We start from the raw sequence: 15249 nt of genomic DNA on the forward strand, positions 1-15249 counted from the left end.
TCAGCCCTGCGCCGTCGACCAGTCGACCCAGCCGAACTGCCAGGTCGCCAGGATCAGCAGGCCAAAGACAATGCGGTACCAGGCAAACACCGCGTAGCTGTGGTTGGCAATGAACTTGAGCAACGCGCGCACGGCGATCATGGCAAAGATGAACGACACCACGAAGCCGATGGCAAACACCGGCAGATCGGCTGGCTGGAACAGGTCTCGGTACTTGTAGCCCGAGTACACCGCGGCGCCGACCATGGTCGGCATGGCCAGGAAAAACGAAAACTCGGTAGCGGCCTTGCGCGACAGGCCGAACAGCAGGCCGCCAATAATGGTCGAGCCGGAGCGCGAAGTACCCGGGATCATCGCCAGGCACTGCACCAGGCCGATCTTCAGGGCGTGGGTCCAGCGCATGTCATCGACGTGATCGACCTCGATGCGGTGTTCGCGGCGCTCGGCCCAGAGCATGATCACCCCGCCCACCACCAGCGCTGCGGCGACGGTGATCGGGTTGAACAGGTGATGGTGGATGAAGTCGGCGAACAGCACGCCGAGTACCACCGCCGGCATGAATGCCACCAGCAGGTTGGCCGTGAAGCGCCGTGCCGGCGGTTGGCTGGACAGGCCCATCACCACGTCGAGGATCTTGCGGCGGAATTCCCACACCACGGCCAGGATCGCGCCCAGCTGGATGATGATGTTGAACGCCATGGCGCGCTCGCCGCCAAAGCCGATCAGGTCCGCCACGATAATCTGGTGGCCGGTACTGGAGATCGGCAAGAATTCGGTCAGCCCTTCGACGACGCCTAAGATGATTGCCTGAAAGGCACTCCAAAAATCCATCATTCCCCCGATGGAGCGCTGCTCTGGGCAGGCCCCTTGTTCTTTATTTACGAGTAGTGCCGCACACGGCCCGGCTGTTTTACAGCGTCTGTTGGTCGCATTGCCAGTCGAAAAGTTCGCAATGGCTAAAGGTTTCATCTTGCGCGGCCGAGATGCTATCAGAGAGACCTGACTAAGGCATGCGCACAAACATCATGGAATGTCGCGGCAGACACTTAGCCGTTGGTCGAGTGTAGGGCTGCGGCAAAGCGTGCTTGGATGCACCTCAATAAAAACAACAATTGCGGAGTGGCCTGTTGATGAAGAGTTTGAGGTCGATGTCGATCAGTCGGCGCCTGTGGCTGATCCTGCTGGTAGCCGTGGCGATGCTTGTGGTGCTGGGGTTGCTGATGCTGCGCCAGATTCACGGTGACCTGTACCGGGCCAAGGCAGAAAAGACCCAGCATGTGGTAGAAACCGCCGCCGGCATCCTGAGCTACTACCAAGGTCTGGAAGCCGCCGGCACGCTGAGCCGAGAGGCTGCGCAACAGCAGGCCTTGCAGGTGGTACGCGAGCTGCGCTACGACCACAACGACTACTTCTGGATCAACGACCTGGCGCCGCGGATGATCATGCACCCGGCCAACCCCAAACTCGATGGCCAGGACCTGTCGGCGATTCGCGACCCGGATGGCTTTGCCGTATTCAACGAGATGGTCAGCCTGGCGCGCAGCCAGGGCGCCGGCCCGGTCGATTATCGTTGGCCTAAACCGGGGGCCAGCGAGCCCGTGGCCAAGACCTCCTACATTCAATTGTTCAAGCCTTGGGGCTGGATCATCGGCTCTGGGGTATACATCGACGATGTCCAGGCCGAGTTCGCCCGCCAAGTCCGCGACGCCTGTCTGCTGGGCCTGGGCATTGCCATGTTGATGGCCCTGCTGGTGATGCTCATCGCCCGCAGCATTGCCCGCCCGCTGCAGCAGGCAGTGCAGGCGATGGGCAACATCGCCAGTGGCGAAAGCGACCTGACCCGCCGCCTGGATACCCACGGCCGCGACGAAATCACCTTTCTCGGTGAACACTTCAACCGTTTCAACGGCAAGCTGCAGGGGGTGATCGGCCAGTTGCAGGGCGCGGCCCATGCCCTCGGCCAGTCTGCCGGTCATGTAGGTAACAACGCGGCCCAGGCGCAACAGCGCAGTGCCCAGCAGTCGCTGCAGATGGACCAGGTAGCGACGGCGGTCAACGAAGTCACCTATGCCGTGCAGGACGTGGCCAAGAACGCCGAGCAGGCGGCAGGCGAGATGCGCGCTGCCCAGGATCAGGTCAGCCATGGTCAACAGGCCATTCATGGCAGCCTGCAGCAGATCGATCGGCTGTCTGCCACCATTGAGCAGGCGGTCCAGGTGATTCGTGAGCTGGCCGGGCACAGCAACAAGATCGGCGGCGTGCTGGAGGTGATCCGTTCGATCGCCGAACAGACCAATCTGCTGGCCTTGAACGCAGCCATCGAAGCCGCCCGGGCTGGCGAGCAGGGCCGGGGCTTTGCCGTGGTCGCCGACGAGGTACGCTTGCTGGCGCAGCGTACGGCGCAGTCAACCGCCGAGATCCAGACCATGATCGAGCACCTGCAGGGCCAGTCCGAGGCGGCGGTCAGGGCCATCGACACCAGCAGCGAAGCCTCGCGCCAGACGGTCGAGCAGGCGCGCGAGGCTGGCTCAAGCCTGGATGCGATCAGCCAGGTTCTGCACAACCTCACCGCGCTCAATGCCTCCATCGCCAGCGCCACCTTGCAGCAGTCGCATGTGGTTGAAGAGATCAACCGCAATGTTACCGATACAGCCGGGCTATCCCTGGAAACTGCAGAAGCGGCGCGGCATTCGAGCGATGCCGGGGTCGCCTTGGCGCAATTGAGCAGTGAGCTTGAACAGTTGCTACGCCAATTCAGGGTCTAGAGGTCTCATCAATACTGGGGGCGCTGCGCGCCCCTTTCGCGACACAAGGCCGCTCCCACAAGGGCGAACCGCGCCGCTCTTGAAGCATGCCCTAGACCTGTGGGACTCAATCTCAAAGACCTTGAAGGGATGCCCCTTACACCGCCCTACCCCACACGCTACAATCGCGCCCTTTCCCTGCCCAAGGATCGCCGATGTCCGGCCTTGAACTCATCGCCGCCGTACTCGGCGTGATCGCCGTCTGGCTCACCGTCAAACAGAACGCCTGGTGCTGGCCGATCGGCCTGGTGGTGGTAGTGATCTATGCCTGGCTGTTCTACGCGGTGAAGCTGTATTCCGGCGCGCTGCTGCAACTGGCCTATGCCGTGCTGCAGCTGTACGGATGGTGGCAATGGAAGCGCCCAGGGCGGGTCGAAGATGCCCGCCAGGTATCACGGCTGGAGCGCCCGGCGGTGTTCGCTGGCTTGGCTGTCGGCGTGCTGCTTAGCCTCGCCCTGGGGGCCGCCATGGCTCACTGGACCGACGCCGCCCTGCCCTGGCTCGACGCCACCCTCACCGGCTTCAGCCTGGTCGCGCAGCTGTGGATGGCGCAAAAACGCCTGCAATGCTGGCCGCTGTGGATGGTGGTCGATGTCGTCTATATCGGCCAATACCTGCACCAGCAGTTGTACTTCACTGCTGGCTTGTTCGCCGTGCTCACCCTGATTGCCGTGCGCGGCTGGCTGGAATGGCGTCGTGACCCGGCGTTGGTGAAGGCATGAAGGTCCTGGTGCTGTGCGGCCCGGAGTCCAGCGGCAAGAGCTGGCTCAGCGGTGAGATCCAGGCGCACTTCGGCGGTGAACTGGTCGGTGAATATGTGCGTCATTTTATCGACGAACAAGGCAGAGACACCTGCTATGCGGACATCCCGGCGATCGCCCGAGGCCAGTTGGCCTGGGAAGACGCCGCCCGCGCCCATCAGCCTGAACTGCTGATCCTCGATACCCACCTGCTGAGCAACCTGCTCTGGAGTCGGGCACTGTTTGACGATTGTCCGGCCTGGATCGAGCAGGCGTTGCTCGATCGCACCTACCATTTGCACTTGTTGCTTGATCCTGCGGGCGTCAGCTGGGTCGCCGATGGCCAGCGTTGCCAGCCCGACCTGAGTCACCGCCAGGCGTTTTTCAATGACAGCCTTGCCTGGTTGCAACGCCACCAGCAACCTGTACAGGTCATCGGCGGCGATTGGCCCCAGCGCAGCGCTGCTGTACTGAACGCTGTACAGCGCTTGCTGGGGGAAAAATCCCCCGCTTGCCCCACCGAGTGTTAAGCCAGCGACACAGGTGCATGGGCCATAGTCCCCGCAATTGCGCAGCAACGCGCAGTTTCGGGGGCAGTGTTAAGCCTGTGAAACACCCTGCGCAAAAAGCCCTTCAAGCAAGTGCAGTGCCGGTTCAGGCGCTTGAGCACTGAAAACCTGTCTCATCAGTGATACAGCAAAAGCCCTCCGCATCCCCGTAAGAAGCTGTAACGCGTTGATTGCCAAGCAATAACAAAAAGCGGCACAGCTCCTGCTCTCTTCTTCGCAACGCTGACTAGGCACAGCGCACTGAAGAAGGAATTGCCATCGTGGGGAAACTGGACAAAGGCATCTATCGCCTCCTGCTGGTCGGCTGTGCACTGGGATCAAGCTTGAGCTTGCCTGTTCAGGCCGAACAAGACGGCCGGATCTTGATCATCCGCGACGTGCAGACACGCAACGCCGTGCGCGCCCCGCTCATTCCCGATCCCAACCCGGTCACCGTCAACGCCAACCCGTCCGCGCAGATCATTCAGCAGACCAACGAGCTGACTGACGGCGACTTCGCCAGCATCAGCAGCGGTGCGGGCATCAGTTCGATGATTACCCAACAGACCAACAACCTGGGCGGCAATATCGGCAACCAGACCCAACTGCCCAACCTGGCGGGTGGGCGCGGCTCAGGCTCCGGCAACGGCATCTCCAACATGGTCAATTCAAGCCTGCAAAAAGGCCTTGGCACCCTCGACATCCTCAAGGGAGGCCAATGAGATGAGGCATACGCTGCTGATTCTGGCCACGCTGTGCAGTGCACCGGCCCTCGCCCAACCTCCCGTGATCAATACCGCGACCATCGACAGCTCTGGCAAGCAGTACCAAGGCAACCTCTCGGTCAACCAGGCCGCCGGTGACCTGCAGCAACAGGCCAACGCAAGGGCGATCGCCATTGGCCAGGACGCCAGCGCCAGCACCCAGATCCGTCAGCGCCTGCACACAGTCGTCGACCCCAACATGGAGGCTACGTCGAGCATCCAGGGTGACGCCTTCAGCAGAGGTAACGGCGCCCTGGGCGTCAACCAGAGTTCAGGCGCCAGCAACCAGCAAGCCAACGCACTACGCATCAGCGTCAGTGCCCAGCCGCAATCAATCGACGACAGCGTCCTGCTGCAACAGAACGTGGCGCTGCTCAACAACTCCGACGCAACTGACTCTACACCTGGCTATCGCCAGGTCACTACCAGTGACCAGGCATTCACCGGTAGCCGCGGGGTGATTCAGTTGAATCAGAGCGCAGGGGTGGGTAACCGAATGGGTAACACCCTGAGCGTCCGGGTCGCGGATTGACCCACGCAGGTAATAACAACACTTAACCTAAAACACAGTACGGAGAATCACCATGAAACCCTCGATGGCACTCAAGCCTCTGGTTTTCGCAATTGCTGCGGTCATGGCTGTTGCTGTACAAGCTGACAACGATCGTCGTGGAAACCACGGCAACAACAATAACAACAATGACCCTCGCGTACGGATGCTGGAAGTCAGCGCAACTGCCCGGGCGATAGACTCGCAGCGCAGCGTCGGCAACTCCATCACCAACTACGGCACCGAGAACTCTGCTGAAATGAGCAGTTCTGGTGACGGCGCGAACGGCAACGTCGGCGTCAACGTCGCGGCAGGTAGCGGCAACCAGCAAGATAACGCGGCGGCTATCGCCAACGCAGCCTCCGAGGCGAGCCTGGATAACAGCTTCGTCTTCGGCGATGCCTCAGCCACCGCCACCGTGACGCAAACCAGCAACCGCAACACCGTCAACAACTGGTCGACGCAAAACTCCGCGGTCATGAGCGGGTCTGCCAATGGCGGCAACGGTAACCTGGGCATCAACATTGCCGGCGGCGACCTGAACCAACAGAAAAACACTATGGCGATTGCCAACGCCGCAGCCGGCGTGGGTAGCTCGACCGCCACTGCCCGAGCTGATCAGGATGGCCCTGGTCTGACCGTGACCAACAACGCCGACCGGACCTACCGTCTCGACACCATTACCCTCACTACCTCCACCAGTGGCTCGTCCTCTCGTGAAGGCACCTTCGATGCAAGCGTGGACAGAAGCTCGTCTTCGAGCCTCAACGTAAGCGGTTCCAATAGCTACGATGCCAGCGGTTCCAACAGCTGGAGCGCCAGCGGGTCCAACAGCTCCGATGCCAGTGGCTCACACAGCTTCGATGCCAGCGGCTCCAATAGCGCAGATGCCAGCGGCGCTGTCAGCGGCAGCTCGAGCGCCAGCAGCAGCGGTTCTCTGACCGCCTCGCTGGATGCTTCTTACGAAGCCGCCCGGTCGAACACCGTCAACTTTGGCCGTGGCGACCGCACTCGCAGCTCGGAGTCCAGCGGTTCGGTGAGTGCAGACCTCGACGCTTCGTATGATGCCGCTCGTGAGAACGCATTCGACGCTTCGTTCGAGAAATCGTATGACTCCTCGTACGCCAAGTCGACTGACGCTTCGTACACCAAGTCGCAGGATTCTTCCTACGACAAGGCGCATGAGTCTGCCTACGCAAAATCGGCCGCTTCTTCGTTCGAAAAAGCCATCGAGAAGGCTTCCGAGTCGTCGGATGCCATCTCGAAAAGCTACAGCGAGGCCAACTCGTACGACCTGAGCAACACGATCTCCTTCCAAGTGTTGACTCCTACCGGCTGGGCTAACCCTGTGACCAACACCGCAACCCTGAGCGGTTCGGTGAATGGCAGCAACGGCAACGTCGGCGTCAACGTGGCGTCGGGTGTAGGCAACCAGCAAAGCAACTCGCTGGCCATTTCCAACCAATCGTTCTGATTGGCCTGGCCTGGAGGCCCCCTTCGGGGGGCCTTTTTTCAACCGAACCTGAAGGCTTTCGATCATGCGTATTATCGCCTTGGCATGTTTGCTTTGCATGGCCAGCCTGAGCGAAGCCGCTCAAATGCCACTTTCGGTGATGCCGGGAGGGGCCGTGGTGTTCAAGCCCATCCAGAGTATCCGTGAACGCAAGTTTGCCGACCTGGTGCAACAGAAAACCGACTTCAGTTGCGGCGCCGCTGCACTGGGAACCATCCTGCGCCAGGCCTATTGGCTGGACGTGGACGAGCACCAGATCATCGAAGGCATGCTGGCCCACGCCGATCAGGACCTGGTCCGCACCCAAGGCTTCTCGATGCTCGACATGAAGCGCTACGTAGAGAGCCTGGGCATGCGCGCACGGGGTTACAAGGTGACGCCCGAAAGCTTGAACGATATCCGTATTCCCGTGGTGGTCCTGATGGACATCCGCGGCTACAAACACTTTGTCGTCCTGCAAAAAGTCGACAAAGGCTGGGCCTATATCGGTGATCCGGTACTCGGCCATAAACGGTTCAAGGTTGAAGAGTTTGTCAAAGGCTGGAACGGCATCATCTTCGCCGTCATCGGCCAGGGGTACGACAAGAACAATGTCTTGATCGACCCACCGCTACCACTGACCGCGAAAAACCGCATCGACAACTTCCGCCCGGTGCAAGACGCAGAGTTGATGGATTTCGGATTCATCCAAAGCGACTTCTTCTAATCATAAGGAGCACGACGCTCCGGGAGCCTCCAATGAAAACCTCCATCTGGGTAGCCGTGCTTTGCCTGGCCACCAGCCTGCCGACCCAGGCCCAGACACTCAAGCCGATCGAATTGAAAGACCAGGAGTTGGCCAACCTGCGTGGCCGCTACGTGATGCCGGGGCGCATCGTCAGTTTCGGCGTGGTCATGACCAGCACTTGGCAAAATGCCCAGGGCGATGTCATCGGCGCAACCTCCTCGATGCAGATTCAGCAATCAACGATCAAGCCCGAGTTCTATGTGTCGATGATCGATGACAAAGCAACCGGCTCGGCGATCTCGCAAAACGCTAGCGCGAATCCGGGCACCGGCATTGTCACCGGTGGCAGTGGCCTCAACACGACCGAAGGCGTTACCCAGGTGGTGCGCGCTGCCGGCGATAACAACACCGCCTACAACAATGTCGACATCAATGTCAGCAAGGGCAATGAAGCGCCCGCCAGCCCAGCCCAAGGGCAAATCCTGACCGCAGGTTCGACCTTGACCGGCGCCAATGGCGCGGGCTCATTGAGCGTGTCCTCGACCGGTAACGGCGTGCAGCTTGATATCGTCGCCAACAATAATCAGGGCAGCACTGTGCAGCGCCTGGCCCAGGGTGGGCTGATGCAGAACACCACGTTGTTGGGAGGTGGCAACCAGGTCAGCAACGTCACTTCACTGAATGTGGTAATGCGGGAAAACGTGCCGACTGCGGCCTCCATGAACGGCAACCTTGATCAGCTCAAAGGTCTTCGCGCTCTAGGATATTGATCTACGCTCAGTCTCATCATATGTAGTCAGAAGGGACGGCTAACCCCATGCATTCATCGTTAACGATCAGAGCTATCGTATGTTTGAGTAGCCTGACCCCGGCTACATTGCTTTACGCAGCACCGGACCCTCAGGTCGAAGCACTAAAACAAGAACTCATGGCGTTGAAACAGCGTTACGAAGCTCAACAGAATGCGTTGATGGTCCTCGAACAACGCGTTCGGCAAGTTGAAGAAGCCCCCGCAGCCCCTGCTCCCAAACGCCTGACCAAGTCCCCCGCCGAAGGCGTCAAGGGCGCCCAGACGGTGGCCTCCGGGGCGCCTGGAACCTCTGGCAGTGGTTATGGCCAATCGCTCAAGGACGACTCCGAGCCCGCTCAGAGCGTGTCCAACCTGTACGACGAAGCCAGCGGCTTCTTTGGTGGCGGCAAGTTCAGTGTCGAAACCGGCATTACCTACACCCACTACGATACGCGGGCGTTGACCCTCAACGGGTTCCTGGCGCTTGACTCGATCTTTCTCGGCCAGATCAACCTCGACCGGATCAAGGCCGACAACTGGACCCTTGACCTGACTGCGCGCTACAACCTCGATCAACGTTGGCAGTTCGACATAAACGTGCCGGTTGTCTACCGCGAATCGACGTATTCTTCTGGCGGCGCAGGTGGAGCCGGCCCGGTGACTTCCGATGCTACCGTCACCCGCGACCCCACCATCGGCGACATCAACTTCGGCGTGGCCTACAAGTTTCTCGATGAGTCGGAGAGTCTGCCTGACGCGGTGGTTACGCTGCGGGTCAAGGCGCCGACCGGCGATGACCCTTACGGCATCAAGCTGGTCAGCGACCCCACCAACGACAACTTGTCAGTGCCTGAGAGCCTGCCGACCGGTAACGGTGTCTGGGCGATCACACCGGGTATCTCGCTGGTCAAGACCTTCGACCCGGCGGTGCTCTTCGGCAGCCTCTCCTACACCTACAACATGCAGGACTCGTTCAGCGACATCAGTGCCCAGGAGGGCAGTAAAGTCCCCGGTGATGTGAAGCTCGGCGACTCCTGGCAGATTGGCGCCGGTATTGCCTTTGCCCTGAACGAGAAGATGAGCATGTCGTTCTCGGTCACCGACCAGTTTGCCCGCAAGAGCAAGATCAGGCCCGATGGCGGCGACTGGCAGTCAATCTCCAGCAGCGACTACAACGCGGCCAACTTCAATGTCGGTCTGACCCTGGCCGCGACCGACAACCTGACCATCGTGCCCAACCTGTCGATCGGCCTTACCGACGACGCGCCAGACTTTACCTTCAGCCTGAAATTCCCCTACTACTTCTGACCCTTTGGCCAGCGCCGGCCCGACTCGGGCCGGCGTTTTTGGTTACCTGGCTTGTCTGCCCGGCCTTCTCGCCCCGTCCCTGTTATCATTCAGCAGATTTGTGTGACGGTTTCATGGCAAGAAGGACGCTTTTGTGAAGAACATGTTCGGCCACCCCCGCGCCCGGCTCATCAGCCTGGCAGCACTGGTGCTGTTTATACCCCTCGGCGTACGCGCCTTGCTGGGCTGGTCCAATCCGCTCGGATACCTTTCCGACCTGGCGATCGGCAGCCTGCTGGTCCTGCTGTTACAGCGCCGTGCCTGGTGGTTGGCGTTGCCCGTCCTGCTGGCCTGGGGCGTGCTCCTGATCGCTTCAGCCGAGCTGGTCAGCGCCGTCGGCCGGCTGCCTACCGCGGCCGACCTGGGCTACCTGGTCGATCCGCAGTTCATGGAGAACTCCACCGGTGGCGCCCTCGCCCACCCCTGGTTGCCGTGGACCCTTGCTGCCGGTTTGCTGACCTGGCTGCTGACCCGCAACCACGCCCGTCGCCAGAATGCCGCAGCATTGCCGCGCACGGCCTGGGCAGTGCCTGTGCTGCTGCTCGGTGCGCACTGGGCCAGTCAGCACCTGCTGCCGTCGGACGCCGATCAATGGCGCCAGTACAACTTGCCGCACCAGTTGCTCTCTGCCGCTGTCGGCGATCTGCAACGCAAGGCCAGCGGCTGGATCGGTGATGACCTGCCGGTACCGCCGCTGTCCAGCAACGGCCTGACCCAGTCCGACCTCAATGGGCAGAAGCTGATCGACGCGCCCGGCAGTGCCCGCAACCTGCTGGTGATTACCCTGGAGGGAATCCCCGGCGCCTACATCCGGGCCAATCGAGAAGCGCTGCACAGCCGCTTCGACCAGGAGTTGATGCCCAACCTCAGCCGCTGGGCCGAGCGCGGCATGAACACGCCCGACTATGTTCTGCACACCCACCAGACCATCCGCGGCCTGTACGCCATGCTCTGCGGCGACTACGACAAACTGGCCAACGGCACCCCCAAGGGCGTCGAGCTGCTGACCCAGGAGGCGCGCAACCAGGCCTGCCTGCCGGCGCAGCTGCGCCAGGCCGGCTTTGCCACCCACTACCTGCAGGGTGCTGGCCTGCGTTTCATGGCCAAGGACCGGATCATGCCGCACATCGGCTTCGAGTCGGTGCACGGGCTGGAGTGGTTCAGCAACGACAATTACCTGGAGTTCCCGTGGGGCAAGGATGACCGGGCGTTCTTCGAAGGCGCGCAAGACTATGTCAGCCAGCTCCGCAAGGCCAAGCAACCGTGGATGCTCACTCTGCTGACCGTCGGCACCCACCAGCCCTACTCGGCCCCGGACGATTATTTGCAGCGTTACGACACGCCCAAACAGGCGGCGGTGGCCTACCTGGACGACGCACTGGGTAACTTTCTCGACAATCTCGAACGCCAAGGTGTACTGAAAGACACCCTGGTAGTGATTACCTCCGACGAATCGCACGGTATCGACGGCGTGCGCCTGGCCTCGTCCTGGGGTTTCAACCTGATCCTCGCGCCAGAGCAGGCGCAATTACCGCGCCTGAACAAGGGCACCTACGGCCACATCGACCTCACCACCTCGCTGCTCGACTACTTCGCCTTGCCAATCCCGGCTGCACTGGGCGGCCGCTCACTGCTGCGCGACTACGACACAGGCCGCGAGATGATCGCCTTTACCAACGGCATGCTGCGCTACCACGATGGCCAGGGCGTGCTGACCGAGTGCGATTTCCAGCAGCGCTGCCGGCGCTATGCCAGTCAGGGATTCATCGCTGACAAGGCCGAGTACCTGGGCCGTGGTCAAGGCATGATCGGCCAGCAGATCAGTGACCTGGCAGCCAGCCTCGACCAATCGCTGCTTCAGACGCCGCTCAACCTGCGCTACCAGTTCGGCGGCCCCTCGGCGATTGCCCTGCAGCCAAGCATTCGCGACGACTGGGCGGACAACCTGATCGGTGCGCAATACCTGGAAATGCCCGAAGGCTCGCATACCCGGGTGCGGGTCAAGGTGCGCGCGCTGGATCCGCAACACACAGCCTACATCAAGCTCAAGGCCAAAGAGTTCGAGCAAGACGTGCCGCTGGGCTTGCCCGATGAGATTGCAGTCACTGCCGGCGAACCCATGGAGCTGGAGTTCAGCTTTGACAACCCGTCACTGCGCAAGGCGTTTTCTTTCCACTTGCTGGGCTACGGCGGTGGCGAAGTTGAAGTCAGCGATTTCAGCGTGATTACCGCGATGCCGGGCGATGAAGACCCGGTTGATGAGCTGCAGGATGGGCATATCGCGCACTCCGGCTGAGGGGCCCGGCCCCGTCGTGGTGATCGCCGCGATGGGGCCGCTAGCGGGTAATTGTTGGTGAACTGCGCCAGAGCGTCTTTACTCTAAGAAAAATAATACCCGTCACAGAGGGACGTGCCCCATGAAGATTGTGGTCACCAGCATTCTTGTCGACGATCAGGCCAAGGCCTTGGCTTTCTACCACTACGTTCTCGGATTCGAACCCAAACACGATGTGCCCATGGGCAGGCACCGCTGGCTTACCCTCACCTCACCCAACGACCCCCATGGCGTCGAACTGCTGCTCGAACCCGACGCGCATCCGGCCGCCAAGGCCTTCAAGACTGCGATCAAACAGGACGGCATACCCGCCACCTCTTTTGCCGTGCGCGACATCCACGCCGAGTACGCCCGCCTGTGCAAGGCCGGCGTCGAGTTCCGTCAAGCACCCACCGACCTCGGCCCGGTCATCGTCGCGGTATTTGACGATACCTGCGGCAACCTGATCCAGATCGCCCAGCGTCATTGAGTCATTTGTCGTGCTGGCTGGCGAGTGCCTGATCGCCGGCCAGGGCGACGCCAGTGATCAACGCCACCCACCGAGCGTTCCGCTACAGCCCCAACGCCCCTCAGCGCAGCCACAACAAGGAAACCACCATGCGCTACGAATTCAGCGAAGTGCTCAACGACCTGATTGACTATTTTCTGCTGGGTGACATCCAGTTGCTGGCGCGCTTCAAACAGGAAAACGACCTGCCCGACGATCTCGCTTACGAGTTCACCCACACCGACAGTGGCGATCGAGCGGTGCTCGAAGGTGTCGTGCTGCCCTTGGCTGGCATTGAAAACCTGCCCTACACGATCATCTTCAGCGTCGACGAAGAGACGCCCGCCCTGCTCGAGCCAGGCAGCCGCCTGCAGCACCGCCGAGGCGGCTACGTGCTGAGGGTGGAGAACCGCGCAGTGATGCTGTTCACCTGGCGCATTCTCCAGCACTTCACCAACAAGACCCTGGGTGATCTGCTGGCGCGTTATCAGGCACCCAATCGACCGATCATCGAGCTGGACAATGGCTGGTACAACGTCGAAGTGCTGGCCGGTGCGGTCCAGCGCGACGGGCTTTACGAACCTACCTTCGAGTTCGTACTGAAAAAGACCTGGAGCCGGGGCGATGCCTCGGCTGTCGACACCGGCTATGCCTTTACGCTGCGCGGCGACTTGGGCTGATCACTGACGCCTTCGCGGGTCAAGCCCGCTCCTACAGGATTTAGGTGATCCTGTAGGAGCGGGCTTGCCCCGCGAAGGCGTCGTTACTGCCCCCCCCCCGGTACGTCAGGTGATATCGCGGTCCTTGGTCTCGGGCAGGAACAGGATGCCAAGGATCGCTGTCATCACTGCGATCACAATCGGATACCACAGCCCGTAGTAGATGTCCCCGGTGGCGGCCACCATGGCAAAGGCCACGGTCGGCAGGAAACCACCGAACCAGCCGTTACCGATGTGATACGGCAGTGACATCGAGGTGTAGCGGATGCGCGCCGGGAACAACTCCACCAGCCATGCGGCGATCGGGCCATACACCATGGTCACGTAGATCACCAGAATGGTCAGCAGGAGCAGCACCATCGGGTAGTGGATCTTGTCCGGATCGGCCTTTTCGGGGTAACCCGCTTCCTTGAGCGCGCCGCCGAGGGTGGCAGTAAACGCATCGTTACGGACCTTGAAGTCGGCCGCCGCCAGGCTGCTGCCATCGAAGCTGGGGATGACCCGCTCGCCGATCCGGATCTGGGCCACGCTGCCGGGCTCGGCCCGTTCGTTTTGATAAGGGATCGCGCGTTTGGCCAGGAGGGTTTTCGCCAGGTCACAAGAGCTGGTGAATTTGGCCTTGCCCACCGGGTCGAACTGGAACGAACACTGGTCCGGGTCAGCGACCACTACCACCGGATTCTGCTCCTGGGCGACGAACACGTCCGGGTTGCCGTACTCGGTCAGCGCCTTGAAGATCGGGAAGTAGGTCAAAGCGGCAATGATACAGCCAGCCATGACGATCTTCTTGCGCCCGATACGATCGGACAAGCTGCCAAACACGATGAAGAACGGCGTGCCGATCAGCAGTGAGCCGGCGATCAGCAGGTTGGCGGTTTGCGGATCGATCTTGAGCGTCTGCAGCAAAAAGAACAGCGCGTAGAACTGCCCGGTGTACCACACCACCGCCTGCCCGGCGGTGCCGCCCAGCAGCGACATGATCACTACCTTGAGGTTGTCCCAGCGGGCAAAGGATTCGGTCAGCGGCGCTTTCGAGGATGTGCCCTCCGCCTTCATTTTGAGAAACACCGGAGACTCATTCAGTTGCAGGCGGATGTACACCGAGATCGCCAGCAGCAGGATCGACAGCAGGAACGGAATCCGCCAGCCCCATGCCTCGAAGGCCTCGGTGCCCATCGCCGTACGGCAGGCAAGGATCACCAGCAACGACAGGAACAGGCCGAGGGTCGCGGTGGTCTGGATCCAGGCCGTGAAGAACCCGCGCTTGCCCTTGGGCGCGTGCTCCGCCACGTAGGTAGCCGCACCGCCATACTCACCGCCCAACGCCAGCCCTTGCAGCAGGCGCAAGGTGATCAGGATGACCGGCGCCGCTACGCCAATGGTGGCGTAGCTGGGCAATAAGCCGACCACGGCGGTCGACAAGCCCATGATGACGATGGTGATGAGAAAGGTATGCTTGCGCCCGATCATGTCGCCCAAGCGGCCGAACACGATCGCGCCAAACGGTCGCACGGCAAAGCCTGCGGCAAATGCCAGCAAGGCGAAGATGAAGGAAGTGGTCTCGTTGACGCCGGCGAAGAAATGCTTGGCGATGATCGCTGCCAGTGAGCCGTAGAGATAGAAGTCGTACCATTCGAACACGGTGCCCAAGGAAGAAGCGAAGATGACCTTACGCTCCTCCCGGGTGATGCCGCGTTTGGGCGTATTGCCCGCCGATGTGCTGTCGATTACCGCCATGGGTTGCCTCCGTCTTGTTCTTGTAGGCCGGAGTACCTCATAGATAAAACACCGCACCCTGGCCCTTGGGCTTGTTTGGATCACGGATGCGCGAAGCACGACGAAGCGAACCGCCTCGGATCGCAGCAAGGTAAGCTCAAGCATAATCGGCTTTGCGGGGATATCCACTCGCCAGCCGGCAGGACAGT

Annotated in this window: 14 protein-coding genes; 12 read left to right on the forward strand and 2 right to left on the reverse strand. The window is 61.1% G+C overall.

Translation table 11 applies throughout. The annotated features are described in order from the left end of the window. Positions 1 to 831, reverse strand: a complete 831-nt coding sequence (locus J3B00_RS16940) for an undecaprenyl-diphosphate phosphatase (RefSeq protein WP_209868990.1) — start codon at positions 829 to 831, stop codon at positions 1 to 3. A gap of 299 nt (positions 832 to 1130) precedes the next feature. Here J3B00_RS16940 and J3B00_RS16945 point away from each other — a divergent pair, with 299 nt between their 5' ends. From J3B00_RS16945 to J3B00_RS17000, 12 genes are all read left to right on the forward strand, one after another. Then, positions 1131 to 2765, forward strand: a complete 1635-nt coding sequence (locus J3B00_RS16945; protein WP_209868992.1) for a methyl-accepting chemotaxis protein — start codon at positions 1131 to 1133, stop codon at positions 2763 to 2765. A gap of 194 nt (positions 2766 to 2959) precedes the next feature. Then, positions 2960 to 3526, forward strand: coding sequence for a nicotinamide riboside transporter PnuC (pnuC, locus tag J3B00_RS16950; RefSeq protein WP_209868994.1), 567 nt, complete (start codon positions 2960 to 2962; stop codon positions 3524 to 3526). After that, complete coding sequence (locus J3B00_RS16955) at positions 3523 to 4074, forward strand: AAA family ATPase (RefSeq protein ID WP_209868996.1); 552 nt, start codon at positions 3523 to 3525, stop codon at positions 4072 to 4074. Before pnuC ends, J3B00_RS16955 begins: the two co-directional genes overlap by 4 nt. 299 nt (positions 4075 to 4373) lie before the next feature. Then, positions 4374 to 4814, forward strand: a complete 441-nt coding sequence (locus tag J3B00_RS16960) for a hypothetical protein (RefSeq protein ID WP_209868998.1) — start codon at positions 4374 to 4376, stop codon at positions 4812 to 4814. Position 4815: 1 nt separating this feature from the next. Beyond that, positions 4816 to 5388, forward strand: a complete 573-nt coding sequence (locus J3B00_RS16965; protein ID WP_209869001.1) for an adhesin — start codon at positions 4816 to 4818, stop codon at positions 5386 to 5388. Positions 5389 to 5440: 52 nt separating this feature from the next. Continuing rightward, the gene (locus J3B00_RS16970) at positions 5441 to 6880 is read left to right on the forward strand and encodes a heme utilization protein (RefSeq protein WP_209869003.1); all 1440 of its coding nucleotides are present in this window, start codon (positions 5441 to 5443) and stop codon (positions 6878 to 6880) included. A gap of 64 nt (positions 6881 to 6944) precedes the next feature. Beyond that, positions 6945 to 7625 (forward strand): C39 family peptidase, encoded by a 681-nt coding sequence (locus tag J3B00_RS16975; RefSeq protein WP_209869005.1) that lies wholly within the window; start codon positions 6945 to 6947, stop codon positions 7623 to 7625. A gap of 32 nt (positions 7626 to 7657) precedes the next feature. Next, a complete protein-coding gene (locus tag J3B00_RS16980; protein ID WP_209869006.1) occupies positions 7658 to 8416 on the forward strand; it encodes a hypothetical protein in 759 nt (252 codons plus the stop codon). A gap of 47 nt (positions 8417 to 8463) precedes the next feature. After that, positions 8464 to 9744: a hypothetical protein gene (locus J3B00_RS16985; RefSeq protein WP_209869007.1), complete on the forward strand. Its 1281-nt coding sequence runs from the start codon at positions 8464 to 8466 to the stop codon at positions 9742 to 9744. A gap of 133 nt (positions 9745 to 9877) precedes the next feature. Further along, a complete protein-coding gene (locus J3B00_RS16990) occupies positions 9878 to 12079 on the forward strand; it encodes an LTA synthase family protein (RefSeq protein WP_209869008.1) in 2202 nt (733 codons plus the stop codon). Between the two features lie 121 nt (positions 12080 to 12200). Then, entirely contained in the window at positions 12201 to 12587 is a 387-nt protein-coding gene (locus J3B00_RS16995) for a VOC family protein (protein WP_209869009.1), read from the forward strand. Between the two features lie 128 nt (positions 12588 to 12715). Further along, positions 12716 to 13285 (forward strand): hypothetical protein, encoded by a 570-nt coding sequence (locus J3B00_RS17000; RefSeq protein WP_209874940.1) that lies wholly within the window; start codon positions 12716 to 12718, stop codon positions 13283 to 13285. Between the two features lie 105 nt (positions 13286 to 13390). Here J3B00_RS17000 and J3B00_RS17005 read toward each other — a convergent pair whose 3' ends face one another. Beyond that, entirely contained in the window at positions 13391 to 15061 is a 1671-nt protein-coding gene (locus J3B00_RS17005; RefSeq protein WP_209869010.1) for an MFS transporter, read from the reverse strand. Between the last annotated feature and the right edge of the window lie 188 nt (positions 15062 to 15249).

Source organism: Pseudomonas sp. BP8, from assembly GCF_017875955.1.
Lineage (GTDB): Bacteria > Pseudomonadota > Gammaproteobacteria > Pseudomonadales > Pseudomonadaceae > Aquipseudomonas.

What these genes read in the sequence shown, in the direction of transcription:
- J3B00_RS16940 (WP_209868990.1), bottom strand. Translation starts at nt 831, where the DNA reads ATGGATTTTTGGAGTGCCTTTCAGGCAATCATCTTAGGCGTCGTCGAA.
- J3B00_RS16945 (WP_209868992.1), top strand. Translation starts at nt 1,131, where the DNA reads ATGAAGAGTTTGAGGTCGATGTCGATCAGTCGGCGCCTGTGGCTGATC.
- pnuC (WP_209868994.1), top strand. Translation starts at nt 2,960, where the DNA reads ATGTCCGGCCTTGAACTCATCGCCGCCGTACTCGGCGTGATCGCCGTC.
- J3B00_RS16955 (WP_209868996.1), top strand. Translation starts at nt 3,523, where the DNA reads ATGAAGGTCCTGGTGCTGTGCGGCCCGGAGTCCAGCGGCAAGAGCTGG.
- J3B00_RS16965 (WP_209869001.1), top strand. Translation starts at nt 4,816, where the DNA reads ATGAGGCATACGCTGCTGATTCTGGCCACGCTGTGCAGTGCACCGGCC.
- J3B00_RS16970 (WP_209869003.1), top strand. Translation starts at nt 5,441, where the DNA reads ATGAAACCCTCGATGGCACTCAAGCCTCTGGTTTTCGCAATTGCTGCG.
- J3B00_RS16975 (WP_209869005.1), top strand. Translation starts at nt 6,945, where the DNA reads ATGCGTATTATCGCCTTGGCATGTTTGCTTTGCATGGCCAGCCTGAGC.
- J3B00_RS16980 (WP_209869006.1), top strand. Translation starts at nt 7,658, where the DNA reads ATGAAAACCTCCATCTGGGTAGCCGTGCTTTGCCTGGCCACCAGCCTG.
- J3B00_RS16985 (WP_209869007.1), top strand. Translation starts at nt 8,464, where the DNA reads ATGCATTCATCGTTAACGATCAGAGCTATCGTATGTTTGAGTAGCCTG.
- J3B00_RS16995 (WP_209869009.1), top strand. Translation starts at nt 12,201, where the DNA reads ATGAAGATTGTGGTCACCAGCATTCTTGTCGACGATCAGGCCAAGGCC.
- J3B00_RS17000 (WP_209874940.1), top strand. Translation starts at nt 12,716, where the DNA reads ATGCGCTACGAATTCAGCGAAGTGCTCAACGACCTGATTGACTATTTT.
- J3B00_RS17005 (WP_209869010.1), bottom strand. Translation starts at nt 15,061, where the DNA reads ATGGCGGTAATCGACAGCACATCGGCGGGCAATACGCCCAAACGCGGC.